14 protein-coding genes are annotated in these 15371 nt (G+C 65.8%); 6 read left to right on the forward strand and 8 right to left on the reverse strand.

Features of this window, described 5'->3' with window-relative positions; all coding sequences use genetic code 11:
• Nucleotides 1–23: 23 nt before the first annotated feature.
• The 3 genes from nifB to CFB24_RS08835 are packed head-to-tail and all read right to left on the reverse strand — an operon-like array spanning nucleotide 24 to nucleotide 3008.
• Nucleotides 24–1454, reverse strand: coding sequence for a nitrogenase cofactor biosynthesis protein NifB (gene nifB, locus CFB24_RS08825; protein WP_088520234.1), 1431 nt, complete (start codon nucleotides 1452–1454; stop codon nucleotides 24–26).
• Nucleotides 1451–2767: a sigma 54-interacting transcriptional regulator gene (locus tag CFB24_RS08830; RefSeq protein WP_088520235.1), complete on the reverse strand. Its 1317-nt coding sequence runs from the start codon at nucleotides 2765–2767 to the stop codon at nucleotides 1451–1453. Before CFB24_RS08830 ends, nifB begins: the two co-directional genes overlap by 4 nt.
• A 4-nt stretch (nucleotides 2768–2771) precedes the next feature.
• On the reverse strand, nucleotides 2772–3008 hold the full coding sequence (locus CFB24_RS08835; RefSeq protein WP_088520236.1) for a NifU family protein: 237 nt from the start codon (nucleotides 3006–3008) through the stop codon (nucleotides 2772–2774).
• 468 nt (nucleotides 3009–3476) lie between these two features.
• Here CFB24_RS08835 and argC point away from each other — a divergent pair, with 468 nt between their 5' ends.
• On the forward strand, nucleotides 3477–4388 hold the full coding sequence (argC, locus tag CFB24_RS08840) for an N-acetyl-gamma-glutamyl-phosphate reductase (protein WP_088520237.1): 912 nt from the start codon (nucleotides 3477–3479) through the stop codon (nucleotides 4386–4388).
• Nucleotides 4389–4427: 39 nt separating this feature from the next.
• Here argC and CFB24_RS08845 read toward each other — a convergent pair whose 3' ends face one another.
• Together CFB24_RS08845 and CFB24_RS08850 are read right to left on the reverse strand one after the other, a co-directional pair.
• A complete protein-coding gene (locus tag CFB24_RS08845; RefSeq protein WP_088520238.1) occupies nucleotides 4428–4865 on the reverse strand; it encodes a hypothetical protein in 438 nt (145 codons plus the stop codon).
• Nucleotides 4866–4956: 91 nt separating this feature from the next.
• A complete protein-coding gene (locus CFB24_RS08850) occupies nucleotides 4957–6789 on the reverse strand; it encodes a PHA/PHB synthase family protein (protein ID WP_088520239.1) in 1833 nt (610 codons plus the stop codon).
• Between the two features lie 157 nt (nucleotides 6790–6946).
• Between CFB24_RS08850 and CFB24_RS08855 the strand changes: the two genes are divergently transcribed.
• The 4 genes from CFB24_RS08855 to CFB24_RS08870 all read left to right on the forward strand — a co-directional run bounded on the left by CFB24_RS08855 (nucleotide 6947) and on the right by CFB24_RS08870 (nucleotide 11373).
• Complete coding sequence (locus CFB24_RS08855; protein WP_141098396.1) at nucleotides 6947–7378, forward strand: hypothetical protein; 432 nt, start codon at nucleotides 6947–6949, stop codon at nucleotides 7376–7378.
• Between the two features lie 125 nt (nucleotides 7379–7503).
• Complete coding sequence (locus CFB24_RS08860) at nucleotides 7504–8718, forward strand: LL-diaminopimelate aminotransferase (protein WP_088520241.1); 1215 nt, start codon at nucleotides 7504–7506, stop codon at nucleotides 8716–8718.
• A 95-nt stretch (nucleotides 8719–8813) separates the two neighbouring features.
• Complete coding sequence (locus CFB24_RS08865; RefSeq protein ID WP_088520242.1) at nucleotides 8814–10508, forward strand: methyl-accepting chemotaxis protein; 1695 nt, start codon at nucleotides 8814–8816, stop codon at nucleotides 10506–10508.
• Between the two features lie 58 nt (nucleotides 10509–10566).
• Complete coding sequence (locus CFB24_RS08870; RefSeq protein WP_088520243.1) at nucleotides 10567–11373, forward strand: TIGR01458 family HAD-type hydrolase; 807 nt, start codon at nucleotides 10567–10569, stop codon at nucleotides 11371–11373.
• On the opposite strand, the gene hisI is transcribed toward CFB24_RS08870, so the two are convergent.
• From hisI to CFB24_RS08885, 3 genes are all read right to left on the reverse strand, one after another.
• A complete protein-coding gene (gene hisI, locus CFB24_RS08875; protein WP_088520244.1) occupies nucleotides 11331–11723 on the reverse strand; it encodes a phosphoribosyl-AMP cyclohydrolase in 393 nt (130 codons plus the stop codon). The genes CFB24_RS08870 and hisI overlap by 43 nt on opposite strands.
• Before the next feature lie 172 nt (nucleotides 11724–11895).
• On the reverse strand, nucleotides 11896–12528 hold the full coding sequence (gene folE, locus CFB24_RS08880; RefSeq protein ID WP_483414376.1) for a GTP cyclohydrolase I FolE: 633 nt from the start codon (nucleotides 12526–12528) through the stop codon (nucleotides 11896–11898).
• 91 nt (nucleotides 12529–12619) lie between these two features.
• Nucleotides 12620–14431, reverse strand: a complete 1812-nt coding sequence (locus tag CFB24_RS08885; RefSeq protein WP_088520245.1) for an aminopeptidase P family protein — start codon at nucleotides 14429–14431, stop codon at nucleotides 12620–12622.
• 103 nt (nucleotides 14432–14534) lie between these two features.
• On the opposite strand from CFB24_RS08885, the gene CFB24_RS08890 reads away from it, so the two are divergent.
• On the forward strand, nucleotides 14535–15365 hold the full coding sequence (locus CFB24_RS08890) for a pyruvate, water dikinase regulatory protein (RefSeq protein WP_088520246.1): 831 nt from the start codon (nucleotides 14535–14537) through the stop codon (nucleotides 15363–15365).
• Nucleotides 15366–15371: the final 6 nt, after the last annotated feature.

The following is a 15371-nucleotide window of genomic DNA, read 5'->3' on the forward strand; positions in this document are numbered from 1 at the left end:
GGGGGCTCTCCTTGGTTTGAACTTCATGCGTCGGCGTCGGCCTCGGCGCAGCGCGCGGCGTAAAGCGCGGCGATGGACGGCTCGATGTATTCGTGGGCGTAGGCGTCGCTCGGCTCGATGCCGGCCGCCTTGAGTTCGCCGCGCGGGCAGCCGCCGATTTTGGCGCACAGCATCACGTCGCAATCCCGGATCAGCTCGACGATCCGCGACAGCGAGGAGTCCTCGCCCAGCCCGCCCTGGCAGTACTGATCGTCAATTTTCCGCGCGCCGAGAAATTTCACGCCCAAGGCGTCGGCGCGATAGATCAAGAACTCTTTCGCATGGCCGAAATGCAGGTTGATCAGCGCGTCGCCCTTGCTGGCGACCGCGACGGTCAGCACGCGCCCCGGCTTGGTTTCGGCAGGCTTCACCGCCATGCGGGCGAAGGCCGCAAGCTCGCGTTTGGCCTCGATCTGCCGGCGATAGGCCTCGCGCTTGGCGGGATTGACCTCGATCGTCTCCGGCAGCTTGTCGAGGGTGAATTCCTGGCCGCGATCCTCGCCCAGCATGCCCACGGCGTCGGCGCGGCACTGGCGGCAATGCCGCATCAATTTCGCTCCGCCCTCGCAGGCGTCCTGAACCTTCTTCAGCTCCTCGGCGGTCGGGCCGCGCTGGCCGGTCAGGCCGAAATGCGTCCCATGGGCGGGATCGGAAATCAGCGGCATGACATTGTGCAGGAAGGCGCCGCGCTTTTTGACCTCGCGGTTGACCGCGATCAGATGTTCGTCGTTGATTCCGGGGATCAGCACCGAATTGACCTTCACCAGCACGCCGCGCGCGACCAGCATGTCCAGGCCGAGCATCTGCCGCTCATGCAGGATTTTGGCGGCCTCCAGCCCCTCGTAACGCTTGTGCTTGTAGAAGATCCACGGATAGATTTTCGCGCCGATTTCGGGGTCGATCATGTTGATGGTGATGGTGACGTGGTCGATATTCATGGCGACGATCTCGTCGACATGATCGGGCAAAGCGAGGCCGTTGGTGGACAGGCACAGTTTGATGTCCGGCAGGTCCGTGGCCACCGCCGCGAACGTCGCCTTGGTCTTGCGCCAGTCGTAGAGGGCGTCGCCGGGGCCGGCGATTCCCAGCACGGAGAGTTGCGGCACGCTCGCGGCCACCGCCAGAACCTTTTTCGCCCCCTGTTCCGGCGTCAGCCGCTCGGAGACGACGCCGGGGCGGCTCTCGTTGGCGCAATCATATTTGCGATTGCAGTAATTGCACTGGATGTTGCACGCGGGCGCGACCGCGACATGCATCCGGGCGAAATAATGATGCGCTTCCTCGGAATAGCAGGGGTGATCCTTGACCTTGGCCCAGACCTCCGGGGCCATGTCTTCGGGCGCGGCGGAGGACCCGCAAGCGGAGGCCGAACACCCGCCGGAGGGGAGCGCGTCGATCAGGGGTTTGGCGATCATGTCTTTGTCCTCACGACGCGTTCTCCAAATGACTCCTTGCGCCGCAGCGCCAGCCGCGCGCGCCGCAATTGGGCGGAAAAACAGCGACCCTGCCGGCAGGCGAAATCGCTTTCGCAAATTTCCTCGCCCGTCGTCAGCGCGGCGGCGTTGCGCAGGCAGTTTTCCAACTCACGAATGTTGCCGGGATAGGCGCAGCGCCCGATCATGGTTTTCGCACGGGGGTTCAGCGCCAAGGCCCGACCGTTTTCCGCGTTGAATCGCGCCAAAAAATGCTCGGCCAGCGCCGGAATGTCCTCGCGCCGCTCGCGCAGGGCCGGCAGGCGCACCGGCGCCGCGCACAGCCGGTAATAGAGGTCGGCGCGAAACTTTTTCGCGCGCACCGCCGCTTCGAGATCGCTGGCCGTGGCGGCGATCACCCGCACATCGACCCGCAGCGTCCGTTCGCCCCCGACGCGCTCGAACTCCCCGGACTGCAACACCCGCAGCAGTTTTGATTGAAACGCCGGGGAAACCTCGCCGATCTCGTCGAGCAGCAGCGTTCCGCCACGCGCCTGTTCAAACCGCCCCTTGCGCCGCTTATCGGCGCCGGTGAACGCGCCGCGCTCATGGCCGAACAGCTCCGCTTCCAGCAGCGGTTCGGGCAGGGCGGCGCAATTCACCTTCACGAACGCCCTGGCGGCGCGGGGGGAATGGTCGTGGATCAATTGCGCGACCAGCTCTTTGCCGACGCCGCTCTCGCCGCGCAGCAGCACGGGCAGAGAGGTGGGCGCGACCCGCCGCGCGTGGTCGAGCGCCGCGCGCAAGGCCGGGCTTTCGCCAATGATCCGCTTGCCGCCGACGCTCCCCTCAGCGCAGGACGCGCTCCCGTCTCGCGCCGTCTTGACGGCGGCGCCGAGCAGATTGGCGACCAGCGCCAGCGCCGTCAGCTCGTCGCCGCGCACGACGGGGCCGGCGACCCGCGCCGCCAACAGCCCGATCAGCGCGCCGCCGAGTCGGATCGGCGCGCCGATCGTCGGCGAGCGCTCGTTGCGCAGCACGCCGGCTTCGCCCCGGGCCAAAAATGTCTCCAGCCTGGGCGTCATCGGCAGGGCGGGCGCGTCGGCGGCGCGCCCGGCGAGGCCGCGCAGGCTATGGCCTTCGACCAGCGCGATCCCGGCGTCGGTCAGGCCGATCTCGCCCAGCAGCGCCACCACCCTGCGCAGCGATGGCAGCGCCGGCCCCGGCAGCGCCAGCGTCGCGGCGATGTCGCCAATCGTCGCCAGCGGCGACGTCAGCGCCAAAGGCGGGGCGGTGAGACGGGCGTGCGCGTTCATGGGATTACGCCATCACCGGAACGACCATAAGCGGGCGGTCGATCCGCTGCATGATCTTCTTGCGCAGGGCGCCGAGCGTCTGCCCGGCCAGCGCGCAGGTCAGGCATTTGCCGGTGAGCTTCACTTCGATGCGCTGGCCTTTGACGCCGAGCAAGGCGATATCGCCGCCATCCGCCTGAATTCCCGGCCGCGCCTCGTCGATGCATTGAGCAATCACACTCAGCATTTCGTCGTCAGACATGGGACAGCCTCCTGCTGCGGAAATTCGGGCGGGGATGGCGGTCAAGCCAGCTTGACGCTATCTTCCGCGAGAAACGCATCGTTCATGCAGCAAATGACGGGCCAGTTTTCGCAAAAAGTGAAAAATTTCTCCAGTCGCCCACGTTATCTGCTGAAGGGTCAAGCCAAACGCCGAGGCGATCCTGCAAAGAGCCGCCGTATTTTGTAAAAAACGCCACTGAAATAGCACCTATATGTAAAGTGATTACATCGTGAATGTTCGTGAATGAGCGAGGCTGCGCCATGAATAAGGAGGGGGTGCGATTGCGGTACAGCGCGCTGTCGGGCGTGCCGGTTCGACAAAAAAGACATGAAAGCGAAATCGCGGCAGGCTATAGGGTCAGGCGCATGTCGCGGCGCCAAAAAGTCTGCGCCGGCCCGAAAGGGTTGGCGAAGGACATTCGGCGCCGCATCCACGGAAAGACCCGCCATGGCCAGAATTTTCATCGACGGCGAAGCCGGCACCACGGGATTGCAGATTCGCGAGCGCCTCGACGGCCGCGCCGATGTGACGCTGGTTTCGATCGCGCCGGAAGACCGCAAGAATCCCGCCGCCAAGGCCGAACTGTTCAAGACCGTGGATTTGGTCATTCTGTGCCTGCCCGACGCCGCCGCGAAGGAAAGCGTGGCGCTGGCCGACACGCTCGGCGACAAGGCCCCGAAAATTCTCGACGCCTCCACGGCGCATCGCGTCGCGCCGGGCTGGACCTATGGCTTTCCCGAACTCTGCGCCGGCCAGGGCGAGGCCATCGCCGCGGCGAAACGGGTCGGCAACCCCGGCTGCTACGCCACCGGCGCCATCGCCATGCTGCGCCCGCTGATCGACGCGGGCCTGCTGGCGCCCGACGCGCCGCACGCGCTCAACGCGGTGTCCGGCTATTCCGGCGGCGGCAAGGCGATGATCGCGGCCTATGAAGCGGGGCAGGCGGCGCCGTTCGAGCTTTACGCGCTCGGTCTCGAACACAAGCACATCCCGGAAATCATGGCCTATGGCCGGCTGACGCGCCGGCCGCTTTTCGTGCCTTCGGTCGGAAATTTCCGCCAGGGCATGCTGGTCAGCCTGCCGCTGGCGCTCGACGCCCTGCCCGGAAAACCCTCCGCCGCCGATCTCGAAGCGGCGCTGCGACACCACTATGCCGGCGCGAAATATGTGCGGGTGATGGCGCCGGAGCCCGACGGCAAGCTGGAGCCGCAGGCGCTGAACGACACCAACGATCTGGAAATCCGCGTCTATGCCCATCCCGCGCATCGGCAGGCGGTGATCGTCGCCCGGCTCGACAATCTCGGCAAGGGCGCGTCCGGCGCGGCGGTGCAAAACCTTGAACTGATGCTGGGCCTTTAGCGCCCGCGACCCGTCTCGCCCCGCAAGGGGCGAAGCGGCCTATTCCTCGGTCATCGTCCCGCGCCGCACCACGAAAATCGGCGCGCGATGCTTGGTTTTGCCGAGCTGGATGATGTGCGGCGGCTCCCGGAACACCACCGGCTTGTCCTCCAACACCTGGACGTGCGGCGGGCGCGGCCGGAACGGTCCGGGATAGATGAAATCGTGGGTGACGAACTCGGGGCCGGACGCGGCGGGCGGCGCCATGAACACGGGCCAGCCGATCCCCGCCCCATTGACGCGGGGATGATGATGATGGCCGGGATGATGCGCCAGTCCCTGTCCATGAACATGAGGCCCCGGCCCATGCCGCCGGGCCGGCGCGGCCGGACGCTGCACGCCCCCGGCGGGTGAAAAACCCTGGGCCGAAGCGGCCAGCGCCGCGCCGGACGACGCCAGCGCGGCCGTTGTCGCGAGCAATAGGGCGATCTGTCTCATTTTGCGGCTCCCCGCCGGCGAAAACGTCCCGGAACGGAACGTCGAACGGTCTTGTTCGCCAAAGGGGCAAGACAGGCGCCGCGCGGACGCGTCAGCCCTTGATCCGCACATAGTCGCCGGGCGCGTCGCCGAGCGTCTTGCACCGGCCGCCCGGCTTGCGGGCTTTGACCTTCTCGGGCGCCTGCGCGACGACCCAGGCCAGCCAGTCCGGCCACCACGAACCCGGATGGGATTCCGCCTTGGCGAACCAGTCCTCGAACGCGCCCTCGGGGCGCGATCCCGTCCAGTACTGGTATTTCGGCTTGGGGCCGGGCGGGTTGACCACGCCGGCGATATGGCCGGAGCCGCCCAGCACATAGCGCATTTCGCCGCCGAACAGCTTGGCGCCCAAAAACACCGATTTGGCCGGCGCGATATGATCTTCCTTGGTCGCGAGATTATAGACGGGAATGGTGATCTTGCCCAAATCGAGCTTTTCGTCGCCCAAAACCATCTCGCCCTGCGCCAGCCGGTTCTCCAGATAGCAATTGCGCAGGTAATAGGAATGATTGGCCCGGGGCATGCGGGTGGAATCGCCGTTCCAGGTCAACAGGTCGAAGGCCATCGGCTCGATGCCCTTGAGGTAATTGTTCACGACATAGGACCAGATCATGTCGTTGGGGCGCAGCATGTTGAAGGCGTTGGCCATACTGCGGCCTTCGAGATAGCCCGACAGCTTCATTTCCGCTTCGATGTTCTTGATGCGGTCCTCGTCCGCGAACACTTTGAGGTCGCCCGAATAGGTGAAATCGACCTGAGTGGTGAACAAGGTGGCGGAGGCGATGCGGTCGTCGCCCTTGGCGGCCATATACGCCAGCGCCGAAGCCGTCAGCGTGCCGCCGACGCAATAGCCGATGGCGGTCACCTTCGGCTCGGCGGTGATTTTCTTGATCCGGTCGAGCGCGGCGAAAATTCCTTCGTTCATATAGGCGAAGAAATCCTTGTCGGCGTGCCGGGCGTCCGGGTTGACCCAGGAAATGCAGAACACCGTCAGGCCTTGCGACACGGCCCAGCGGATGAAGCTCTTGTCCGGGTTGAGGTCGAGGATATAGAATTTGTTGATCCAGGGCGGAACGATCAGCAGCGGCCGCTTGTAGACCTGCTCCGTCGTCGGCGCATATTGCAGCAGTTCGATCAGGTCGTTGCGGAACACCACCTTGCCCGGCGTGGTCGCGAGATTGACGCCCAGCTTGAAATTGTCGCCGGAGGTCTGGCGGATGCGCAAGGTGCCGTCGCCGGCCTCGATGTCCTCGGCCAGCATTTTCATGCCGCGCGCGAGATTCTCCCCCTCCGCCTTCCAGGTGGCGCGCAGAACTTCCGGATTGGTCAGCAGAAAATTGGACGGCGCCAGCGCCGCCGCGATCTGCTTGACGTAGAACGCCGCCTTGTCATGCGTGCGTTTGTCCAGCTCCGCGCCCTCCACCATATGCTCGGCCCAATGGGTCGAAATGCTGTAAGCTTGGCGCAGGAAGTCGAACACCGGATAGGTCTGCCAGTCTTCCGAGGCGAAGCGCTTGTCGCGCGGATCGACGGGAATCAGCGGCTTTTCCTCCTCGCCGGCGAGGCGGCGCAGGGTGTTGGACCACAAATCGAGAAAATTGGCGGACAGTTCGGTCTGCGCCTCAAGCGTGCGGGCGGGATCGGTCAGCCAGTATTCGGCCACATGGCCGAAGGTCTTGATCGCGTCGGCGACATCTTCGGCGAAGGCGGTCTTGACCTTGCCTTCCTCCACCGGCTTCACCATGGCGGCGAGCGCCTTGCCGCCTTGCTCAAGCGCCTTGGCGATATTATCGGCCAGGCGCTCGAAATCGGGAAGGTTGGAGGGCTCGGCGTCGTCAGAGGCCGCGCCGGCGCGATCGAATTGTCTGCCCGGACTTACGTTCATCGGGTTTCCTCACCTGTTGCTCGGGCTCTTTTGACGGCCCTCGTAGCGCTCGTCCCGTTTCGGACATAATAAGCTTTTATGTGACAATATGCGGTAGGTCCGATGGGCTTGCGCCTTTCGGTAAGGTTATACCGCCTGAATGGAAAACCAAGGTCCCATGCCGCATTTTTTCGCCTCTTTCGCCCCGGCGCGACGCCGTATTTTCCGCAAGCGCGCGAGCTTGGCCGTGCGGCCGGCCGCCGCGCTTCTGGCCGCCGCCGCTTTCGCCGCGCCGCTTCCGGCGGGGGCGCAGGAGAATCCGCTGCGCTCGGTGTCCAACGCCATCGGCCTGACGACGTCGACGACGGAGGAGCGGCCCGATTTCGTGCGCGCCAGCCGGCCCGACGACGAGAAGATGGACTTCATTCCCTTCGTCGGCCCGGAGAAAAAGCGCATTCCGTTGAAAACGGCGGAGCAGGCGGCGGCCGACGACGCCGCCCTGGTCGCGGACAAGTCCAAGGCGCAGGCCCGGCTGAAGAAGCTGCAGGCGCAGCCGGTCGAGAAATTGGCCCCCGCGCCCAAGCCGCCGGCCGTCACCGACCAATTCTGAGCCGTTTTTCCCGAAAAAGCGCCTGACACCAGTCAATTCGGGTGCTAATCAGCGGCTTCCCGATCCAAGATTTCCGCGTGCAAGACCAAGAACGCCGGACGGGCCAAAGCATAAGGACCAGATTGATGAGCGATTTCTATCGCGTGCGGCGATTGCCGCCCTATGTGTTCGAACAGGTCAATCGTCTCAAGGCCAAGGCCCGCGCCGCCGGCGCCGACATCATCGACCTCGGCATGGGCAATCCGGACCTGCCCGCCCCCAAGCATGTGGTGGACAAGCTGGTGGAGACGGCGGGCAAGCCGCGCACCGACCGTTATTCCGCCTCCAAGGGCATCGCGGGCCTGCGCCGCGCCCAGGCGGGCTATTACGAGCGCCGCTTCGGCGTCAAGCTCGACCCCGATACGGAAGTTGTCGCCACGCTCGGCTCCAAGGAAGGTTTCGCCAATATGGCGCAGGCGATCACCGCGCCTGGCGACGTGGTGCTGGTGCCGAACCCGTCCTATCCGATTCACGCCTTCGGCTTCCTGATGGCGGGCGGCGTGATCCGCTCGGTGCCGATCGAGCCGAATGAGGAATTCTTCCGCGCCGCCGAGCGCGCCATCATGCATTCCATTCCCAAGCCGATCGCCGTGGTGGTGTGCTATCCGTCCAACCCGACGGCCACGGTGGCCTCGCTCGACTTCTATCGCGATCTCGTCACGTTTGCGAAAAAGCACGATGTTTACGTGCTGTCGGACATCGCCTACGCCGAGGTCTATTTCGACGACAATCCGCCGCCCTCCATGCTGCAAATCCCCGGCGCCAAGGACGTGTGCGTCGAATTTTCCTCGCTGTCGAAAACCTTCTCGATGGCCGGTTGGCGCATGGGCTTCGCCGTGGGCAACCAGCGCCTGCTCGCCGCGCTCGGCCGCGTGAAAAGCTATCTCGATTACGGCGCCTACACCCCGATCCAGGTGGCGGCGGCGGCCGCGCTCAACGGCCCGGACGATTGCATCCGCGAAATGCGCGCGGTCTACAAGAAGCGCCGCGACGTGATGGTGGAGAGCTTCGCCCAGGCCGGCTGGAAGATTCCCTCGCCGGCGGCCTCGATGTTCGCCTGGGTGCCGGTGCCGGAGAAATATCGCGCGCTCGGCAGTCTGGAATTTTCCAAGCTGCTGATTGAAAAGGCCGATGTGGCCGTGGCGCCGGGCGTGGGCTTCGGCGAGCATGGCGACGGATATGTCCGTCTCGCCCTGGTCGAGAACGAGCAGCGCATCCGTCAGGCGGCGCGCGGCATTCGCCGCTTCTTCGAGGGCGACGACACGCTGCACAATGTGATTCCGGCCCAAGCGCAGGCTTGAACCGACAGAGTCCCTCTCCCTGACCGGGAGAGGGGCCAGCCTCGCGCAAGCGAATTCGGAGAAACTGCGGCAAATCCATAGGGATAAGACCGCATATGGCCAGCTCGCCTCTCCGCTTTTCGCTTTCGATCACGCAAATGGTGCTGGCTCTGGCGCTGGCGGCCCTGTCCACCATGGCGCTGGGCACGGGCATCGCCTTTGTCAGCTTTTACAATGAGACGCTTGAGCATCGTCGCGCGGAATTGCGGGCCGAAGTCGACATGGCCACGCAAATCCTCAAGCTGACGGTGCGGGAGGCCGGCGGCGATCGCGAGGCGGCGATCCGCGCCGGCATCGAACGGCTGCGTCCGCTCCGCTTCGGCCAGTCCGGCTATATTTTCGCCATCGCTTCCGACGGCGTCTCGTTGCTGTCGCCGCTCTCGCCGCAGGTCGAGGGCAAGGATCTGCTCAACATCACCGACAAGAACGGCGGCCATCCGTTCAAAACCCTGACCGAACTCGCCCGCACCCAGGGCGGCGGCTTCACCACCTATAGTTGGCTCAAGCCGGGGCAGTCGGTCCCTTCGGAGAAGCTGGCCTACGTCCAGCCCATCCCCGAACTCGGCCTGATGCTCGGCAGCGGCGTCTATCTCGACGACAATTTCGCGCAGGTCGCCAATCTGGCCACGCGGGTCGCTTTTTACGTGACGCCCCTCGTCGTGCTGTTCATCGCGCTCGCCTATGGCGTCGGCCGCTTCATCGCCGGCCGGATGACCGGCCTGACCGGCGCGCTGCGGCAGATGGCGCAAGGGCAATATGACGCGGCGCTGCCCGGCCTGCAGAATTCGGACGAATTGGGCGCCATGGCGCGCGAAGTCGCGGCGTTCAGGCAAAGTCTCGAGGCCAGCAACCGGGCCGCCAGCGCGCAACGCGCCGAAGCCCGCCACGAGGCGGAGCAAGCGCGCGCCCACGATATGCACGCGCTGGCCGAACGGTTCGAGGCTGCGGTCGGCGGCGTGGTCGGGGCGGTGGCGGGCGCCGCGCATCGGCTGGAGACGGCGGCCCGGTCGCTGGCCCAGGAGTCCGGCTACACCGGCCAGCAGGCGGAGGTCGGCGCGCGCGCGGCGGAAACGGCCGCGGCCAATATCCGCTCGGTGGCCGCCGCCGCCGAGCAGCTCGCACATTCGGTGGAGGAAATCGGCGGTCAGGCCACACGGTCGCAAGGCGTGTCCTCCAACGCCGAGTTGGAAGCCGACAAGACGCAGGGCCGCATGGGGGAATTGGGCGGCGCCATCCAACGTATCGGCGGCATTGTCGAGCTGATCACCAGCATCGCCCAGCAGACCAACATGCTGGCGCTCAACGCCACGATCGAGGCCGCGCGTGCGGGCGAAATGGGCCGGGGCTTTGCGGTGGTGGCGCAGGAGGTCAAGTCGCTGGCCGAACAGACCACCCGCGCCACGGCTGAAATCGCCGACCAGATCGGCAATGTCCAGCGCGCCTCGGACGGGGCCGCCGGCTGCATCGGCGCGATGACCGAAGCGACGCATGAGGTCAATTCCATCGCCTCGGCCATCGCCGCCTCCGTCACATCGCAGGGCGAAGCGACACGCGAAATCGCGCAGAACGTCCATGAGTCCGCGGCCCGCACCGCGGAATTGACCAAGGTGATGGACGAGGTGCGCAACGCCTCGCGGCAATCGGGCCAGTCTGCCAATCAGGTGCTGGAGTCGGTGATGGATCTGTCGCGCCAGACCCAGAAACTGCGCGAGGAATGCAACGCTTTCCTGGCTCAGGTGAAGACCGCCTGACGCCTCTTGCGCCCGGCGCGGACGTCGTGAGAGCATGGCTCCATCCGGGAGCCGAACCATGCCTCTTTCCGCCGTTCGCGGCCTGCTGCTCGATCTCGACGGCGTGGTTTACGTCGGCGGCGAACCGCTGTCCGGCGCGCTGGAGGCCATCGCGCGGCTGCGCGCGGCGGGCGTGCCGCTGCGTTTTGTCACCAACACCACGACCAAACCGCGCCGCCGGCTGATCGCCGACCTCGCCGCGCTCGGCCTCGCGCTCGATCCGGCCGATCTGTTCACCCCGGCGATCCTCGCCCGCGACGCGCTGATCGCGGCGGGCCGCAAGCCGTTCCTGCTGATTCACCCCGATCTGCAAGAGGATTTCGCCGGTCTCGAACCCGGCGAGGAGGCGGTGGTGATCGGCGACGCCCGCGAGGCGTTTTCCTACGCCAACCTCAACGCGGCGTTCCGCCTGATCCACGCCGGCGCGGATTTCCTCGCGCTGGCGCGCAACCGCAATTTTCTTGACCGCGACCAGGCCCTGAGCCTCGATGTGGGCGGCTTCGTCGCCGCGCTGGAATATGCCTCGGACCGGACCGCGCATGTGTTCGGCAAGCCGTCGGGCGATTTCTTCCTCGGCGCGGTGCGCGCGATGGGGCTGAATCCGGCCGAGTCGGCGATGATCGGGGACGACGCCGAAGCCGACGTCGGCGGGGCCATGACGGCGGGATTGTCGGGCGTTCTGGTCCGCACCGGAAAATATCGCGCCGAACACGAAAACCGCCTCGCCGCGCCGCCGACGCTGATCGCCGACGATCTGGCGCAGGCGGTGGATCTGCTGCTGGCTCAGACCTCGGAAAGCCGTCCGTCCGGCAAAACCGCGCGATAAAAGCACGATTTGCGGCCGGTGTGGCAGGCCTTGCCGTCGCCGCCGGCTTTGACGCGCAACAGCAACGCGTCCTGGTCGCAATCGACGCGCATGTCCACCAGCTCCTGCACCTGACCGGAGGTGTCGCCCTTGCGCCACAGCGCGTTGCGCGAGCGCGACCAGTAATGCACGACGCCCGTCTCCAGCGTCTTCTCCAGCGCCAGCGCGTTCATATAGGCCAGCATCAGGATCTCGCCGGTCGCCGCCTCCTGCGTGACGCAGGTGATCAAGCCGTTGGCGTCGAATTTCGGCGTGAAGGCGGCGCCTTCTTCGAGATCATGCTTGTCGGCGGAAGGGGGGGCGAAAGGCATAGGAAGCGCTCGATTGGCTCCCTCTCCCCGTTGACGGGGAGAGGGTGAGGGGCAGGGTCGTTAGCCTCGGCGTCCTCAGGAAAGCATTTTGGCGAAACAGGCCGGACGACATTGAAGCCAATGCCCCAGCCCCTCACCCTCTCCCCGCAAGCGGGGCGAGGGGAAAGGTTCGTCACCGCCTCCGCACCAGACTCAAAAACCGCGCCTGCTCGGCGGGATCGGTCTTGAACGGGCCGGAGAACTGCATGGTCACGGTGGTCGCGCCCGGCTTGCGCACGCCGCGCATCGACATGCACATATGCTCGGCCTCGATCATCACCGCCGCGCCGCGCGAATTGAGCCGGGCGTCGAGCGCGGCCAGAATCTGCGCGGTCATGGTTTCCTGGGTTTGCAGCCGCCGCGCGTAAATATCGACGAGCCGCCCGAATTTCGACAGGCCGAACACGCCGCCGGCAGGATAATAGGCGATATGGGCGTGGCCGAAGAACGGAGCCATATGGTGTTCGCAGTGCGAATAGAACGGGATGTCCTTCACCAGCACCATTTCGCCGTAGCCGCCGACATCCTCGAACACGGTGTCGAGCACGTCGGACGGGTCCTGCGCGTAGCCGGCGAACACTTCCAGATAGGCCTTGGCGACGCGCGCAGGCGTCTCGCGCAGGCCCTCGCGGCTTGGGTCGTCCCCGGCCCAGGCCAGAAGCGTCGCAACGGCGGCCTCGGCCTCCTCGCGGGTCGGCTTGCGCCCGATCGCATTTTTCTTGGCGCGCTCGCGATGCGGGCGGGCAGACTTGACCATGTCGTCCAAGGATCGTCTCCGTCAGGCGGAACCTACGATTCAGATATAGGCTATGGCGCGGCGATTGCCAGCTTACGCAAGCATTTTACGCCACCTAAAGCTAAACAGAGTGTGTCGCGGCCTTCAGCCAGCCGCGCTCTTGCGCGGAAAGCCGCGGCGACAGGGTTTTTCGCACCCGGGCGTGAAAAGCGTTGAGCCAGGCTTTTTCCTCCGCGTCGAGCATCTTGACGTCCACCGGCCGCAGGTCGATCGGCGCCAGCGTCAGGGTCTCGAAGCCGAGCATGTCGCGCTCGCCGCCGGCGATCTTGCGCGGCTCCACCGCCACCAGATTCTCGATGCGGATGCCGAACGCGCCCTCGCGGTAAAAACCCGGCTCGTTGGACAGGATCATGCCCGGCTCCAGCGCCACATTGCCCATTTTGGAGATGCGCGCGGGCCCCTCATGCACGGACAGATAGGAGCCGACTCCATGGCCGACGCCATGATCGAAATCGAGCCCCGCCCGCCACAGCGGCAGCCGCGCCAGCGCGTCGAGCTGCGCGCCTACGGTTCCGTGCGGGAACACGGCGCGGGCGATGGCGATATGCCCCTTCAGCACCCGCGTATAGGCGTCGACAAAGGCTTTGGACGGGGCGCCCACCGTCACCGTGCGGGTGACGTCGGTGGTGCCGTCGAGATATTGCGCCCCGGAATCCACGAGATAGACGCCCTTGCCGATCCGCGCGTCGGATTTTTCGGTGACGCGATAATGCGGCAGCGCGGCATGGGGGCCGAAGGCGGAAATGGTGGGGAATGACAGATCCTTCAGCGCCCCGGTCTCCCGGCGGAAGTTTTCCAGCGCCAGCGCGGCGGAGATTTCGGTCAGCTTGCCCTTGGGCGCCTCGGCGTCGAACCAGCACAGGAATTTGGTCAGCGCCACGCCGTCGCGCAAATGCGCGGCGCGGGCGCCGTCGAGTTCGGCCGCATTCTTCTGCGCCTTCATCGCCGCGATCGGGCTGGGCGCCAGCTCGACCTCCGCGCCGGCCGCGCGCGCGATTTGGGTCAGCGCCGCCGCCGCCGTGCCGGAATCGAACTGGATTTTGCGTTTTTTTCCGCCCAGCTCGGCCAAAGCCTGCGGCAGATCCTCGGGCGCCGCCAGATCGGCCAGGGCGCCCAGCGTCGCGCCCGCCCGCGCGTTGAGCTTGTCGGCGGCGAGGAACAGCTTCGGCTTGCCGGTTTGGAACACCAGCGCGAAGCCGAGCGCGATCGGCGTATGGCCGAGATCGGCGCCGCGCAGGTTGAAGGCCCAGGCCAGATCATGCGGATCGCTGATGAGAAAGGCGTCGGCGGAAAACGCCTCGCGGATGCGGGCGAGCTTCTTGTCGGCCTTCTCGCCGGCGTTTTTCAGCGGATGCAGCGCCACGGCGCCGCAGGGCGGGGCGGGGCGGTCGCGCCACAGCGCGTCGATGGGATTGGCCTCGACGGCGACGAGCTCCGCGCCGGCGCGCTGGGCCGCCGCCTCGTAGCGCGCCGCCTGAGCCGGCGTGTGCAGCCAGGGATCGTAGCCGATCCGCGCCTTCTTTTTGGCGTTCTGCGCCAGCCATTCCGCCGGCGGGGTCCGGTCGAGAGGAACCACGGCGAACGCCTCTGCGTCCACCTGTTCGCGCGCCTGAATCGTGTAGCGTCCGTCCACGAACAAAGCCGCCTTGTCGCGCAGCGCGATGGCGAAGCCGGCGCTGCCGGTAAACCCGGTCAGCCAGGCCAGCCGCTCCTCGCAGGGGGCGACATATTCGTTCTGGTGCGCGTCGGCGCGCGGAACGAGAAAGCCGTCGAGTTTTTGCGCCCGCAGCTTGCCGCGCAAAGCCTTCAGCCGGGGCGCGCCGAGCGAGGGGTCGGCGGTTTCGCTGAAGTCCTGATAAAGAGAGTCGAACATTTCGACAGTTAATCTCTTTTGCCGGCGCAAAGGAAGGGCGCCCGGCTGCGCAACGCCGTAAAAACCGCTAGAGATAGCCGATTCGCACCGTCTGGGGCCGCCGATGAACCGCAATTACTTCCATCTTCACCTTGTGTCCGATTCCACCGGCGAAACGCTGATCGCCGTCAGCCGCGCGGTGGCGGCGCAATATCAGGGCACGGTGTCGATCGAGCATGTCTATCCGCTGGTGCGCAACGCCGAGCAATTGGGGCGCGTCATCAACGAGATTCAGTCGGCGCCGGGCATCGTGCTCTATACGCTGGTCGATCAGGAGCTCAGCGACGAATTGCAGGCCTCCTGCGCGGAATTCGGCGCGGTGACGCTGTCGGTGCTCGAACCGATCGTCGAGCTGTTCCATTCCTATCTCGGCCCGGCGCAAAGCCCGCGTCCGGGCGCGCAGCACATGCTCAATTCGGAATATTTCCGCCGCATCGAGGCGCTGAACTATACGATGGCCCATGACGACGGCCAGGCGGTGGACGATTTCGAGGAGGCCGACGTGGTGCTGCTGGGCGTCAGCCGCACCTCCAAAACCCCGACCAGCATCTATCTCGCCAATCGCGGCATCAAGACGGCGAATTATCCGCTGGTGCCCGGCGCGCCGATTCCTCCCGCGCTGTTCTCGCTGCAGCGCCCGCTGGTGGTCGGCTTGTTCGCCTCGCCCGAGCGCATCGTGCAGATTCGCGAGAACCGGCTGCTGTCGCTCAACGCCAGCGACAACACCAGCTATGTCGACCGCCAGATGGTGTCGGACGAGGTCAACCAGTCCAAGCGCCTGTTCCATGAACGCAAATGGCCGGTGATCGACGTCACGCGGCGCTCAATCGAAGAAACCGCGGCGGCGATCATGGACCTGCATCGCTCGCATCAGCTCAAGTTCATCGCGGACTGAGCAGGC

It is taken from the genome of Rhodoblastus acidophilus (genome assembly GCF_900187365.1).
GTDB lineage: Bacteria > Pseudomonadota > Alphaproteobacteria > Rhizobiales > Beijerinckiaceae > Rhodoblastus > Rhodoblastus acidophilus.

Excerpts from the sequence above, each read along its gene's own strand:
- nifB (WP_088520234.1), bottom strand. The coding sequence starts at position 1,454 with ATGATCGCCAAACCCCTGATCGACGCGCTCCCCTCCGGCGGGTGTTCG.
- CFB24_RS08830 (WP_088520235.1), bottom strand. The coding sequence starts at position 2,767 with ATGAACGCGCACGCCCGTCTCACCGCCCCGCCTTTGGCGCTGACGTCG.
- CFB24_RS08835 (WP_088520236.1), bottom strand. The coding sequence starts at position 3,008 with ATGTCTGACGACGAAATGCTGAGTGTGATTGCTCAATGCATCGACGAG.
- argC (WP_088520237.1), top strand. The coding sequence starts at position 3,477 with ATGGCCAGAATTTTCATCGACGGCGAAGCCGGCACCACGGGATTGCAG.
- CFB24_RS08845 (WP_088520238.1), bottom strand. The coding sequence starts at position 4,865 with ATGAGACAGATCGCCCTATTGCTCGCGACAACGGCCGCGCTGGCGTCG.
- CFB24_RS08850 (WP_088520239.1), bottom strand. The coding sequence starts at position 6,789 with ATGAACGTAAGTCCGGGCAGACAATTCGATCGCGCCGGCGCGGCCTCT.
- CFB24_RS08855 (WP_141098396.1), top strand. The coding sequence starts at position 6,947 with ATGCCGCATTTTTTCGCCTCTTTCGCCCCGGCGCGACGCCGTATTTTC.
- CFB24_RS08860 (WP_088520241.1), top strand. The coding sequence starts at position 7,504 with ATGAGCGATTTCTATCGCGTGCGGCGATTGCCGCCCTATGTGTTCGAA.
- CFB24_RS08865 (WP_088520242.1), top strand. The coding sequence starts at position 8,814 with ATGGCCAGCTCGCCTCTCCGCTTTTCGCTTTCGATCACGCAAATGGTG.
- CFB24_RS08870 (WP_088520243.1), top strand. The coding sequence starts at position 10,567 with ATGCCTCTTTCCGCCGTTCGCGGCCTGCTGCTCGATCTCGACGGCGTG.
- hisI (WP_088520244.1), bottom strand. The coding sequence starts at position 11,723 with ATGCCTTTCGCCCCCCCTTCCGCCGACAAGCATGATCTCGAAGAAGGC.
- CFB24_RS08885 (WP_088520245.1), bottom strand. The coding sequence starts at position 14,431 with ATGTTCGACTCTCTTTATCAGGACTTCAGCGAAACCGCCGACCCCTCG.
- CFB24_RS08890 (WP_088520246.1), top strand. The coding sequence starts at position 14,535 with ATGAACCGCAATTACTTCCATCTTCACCTTGTGTCCGATTCCACCGGC.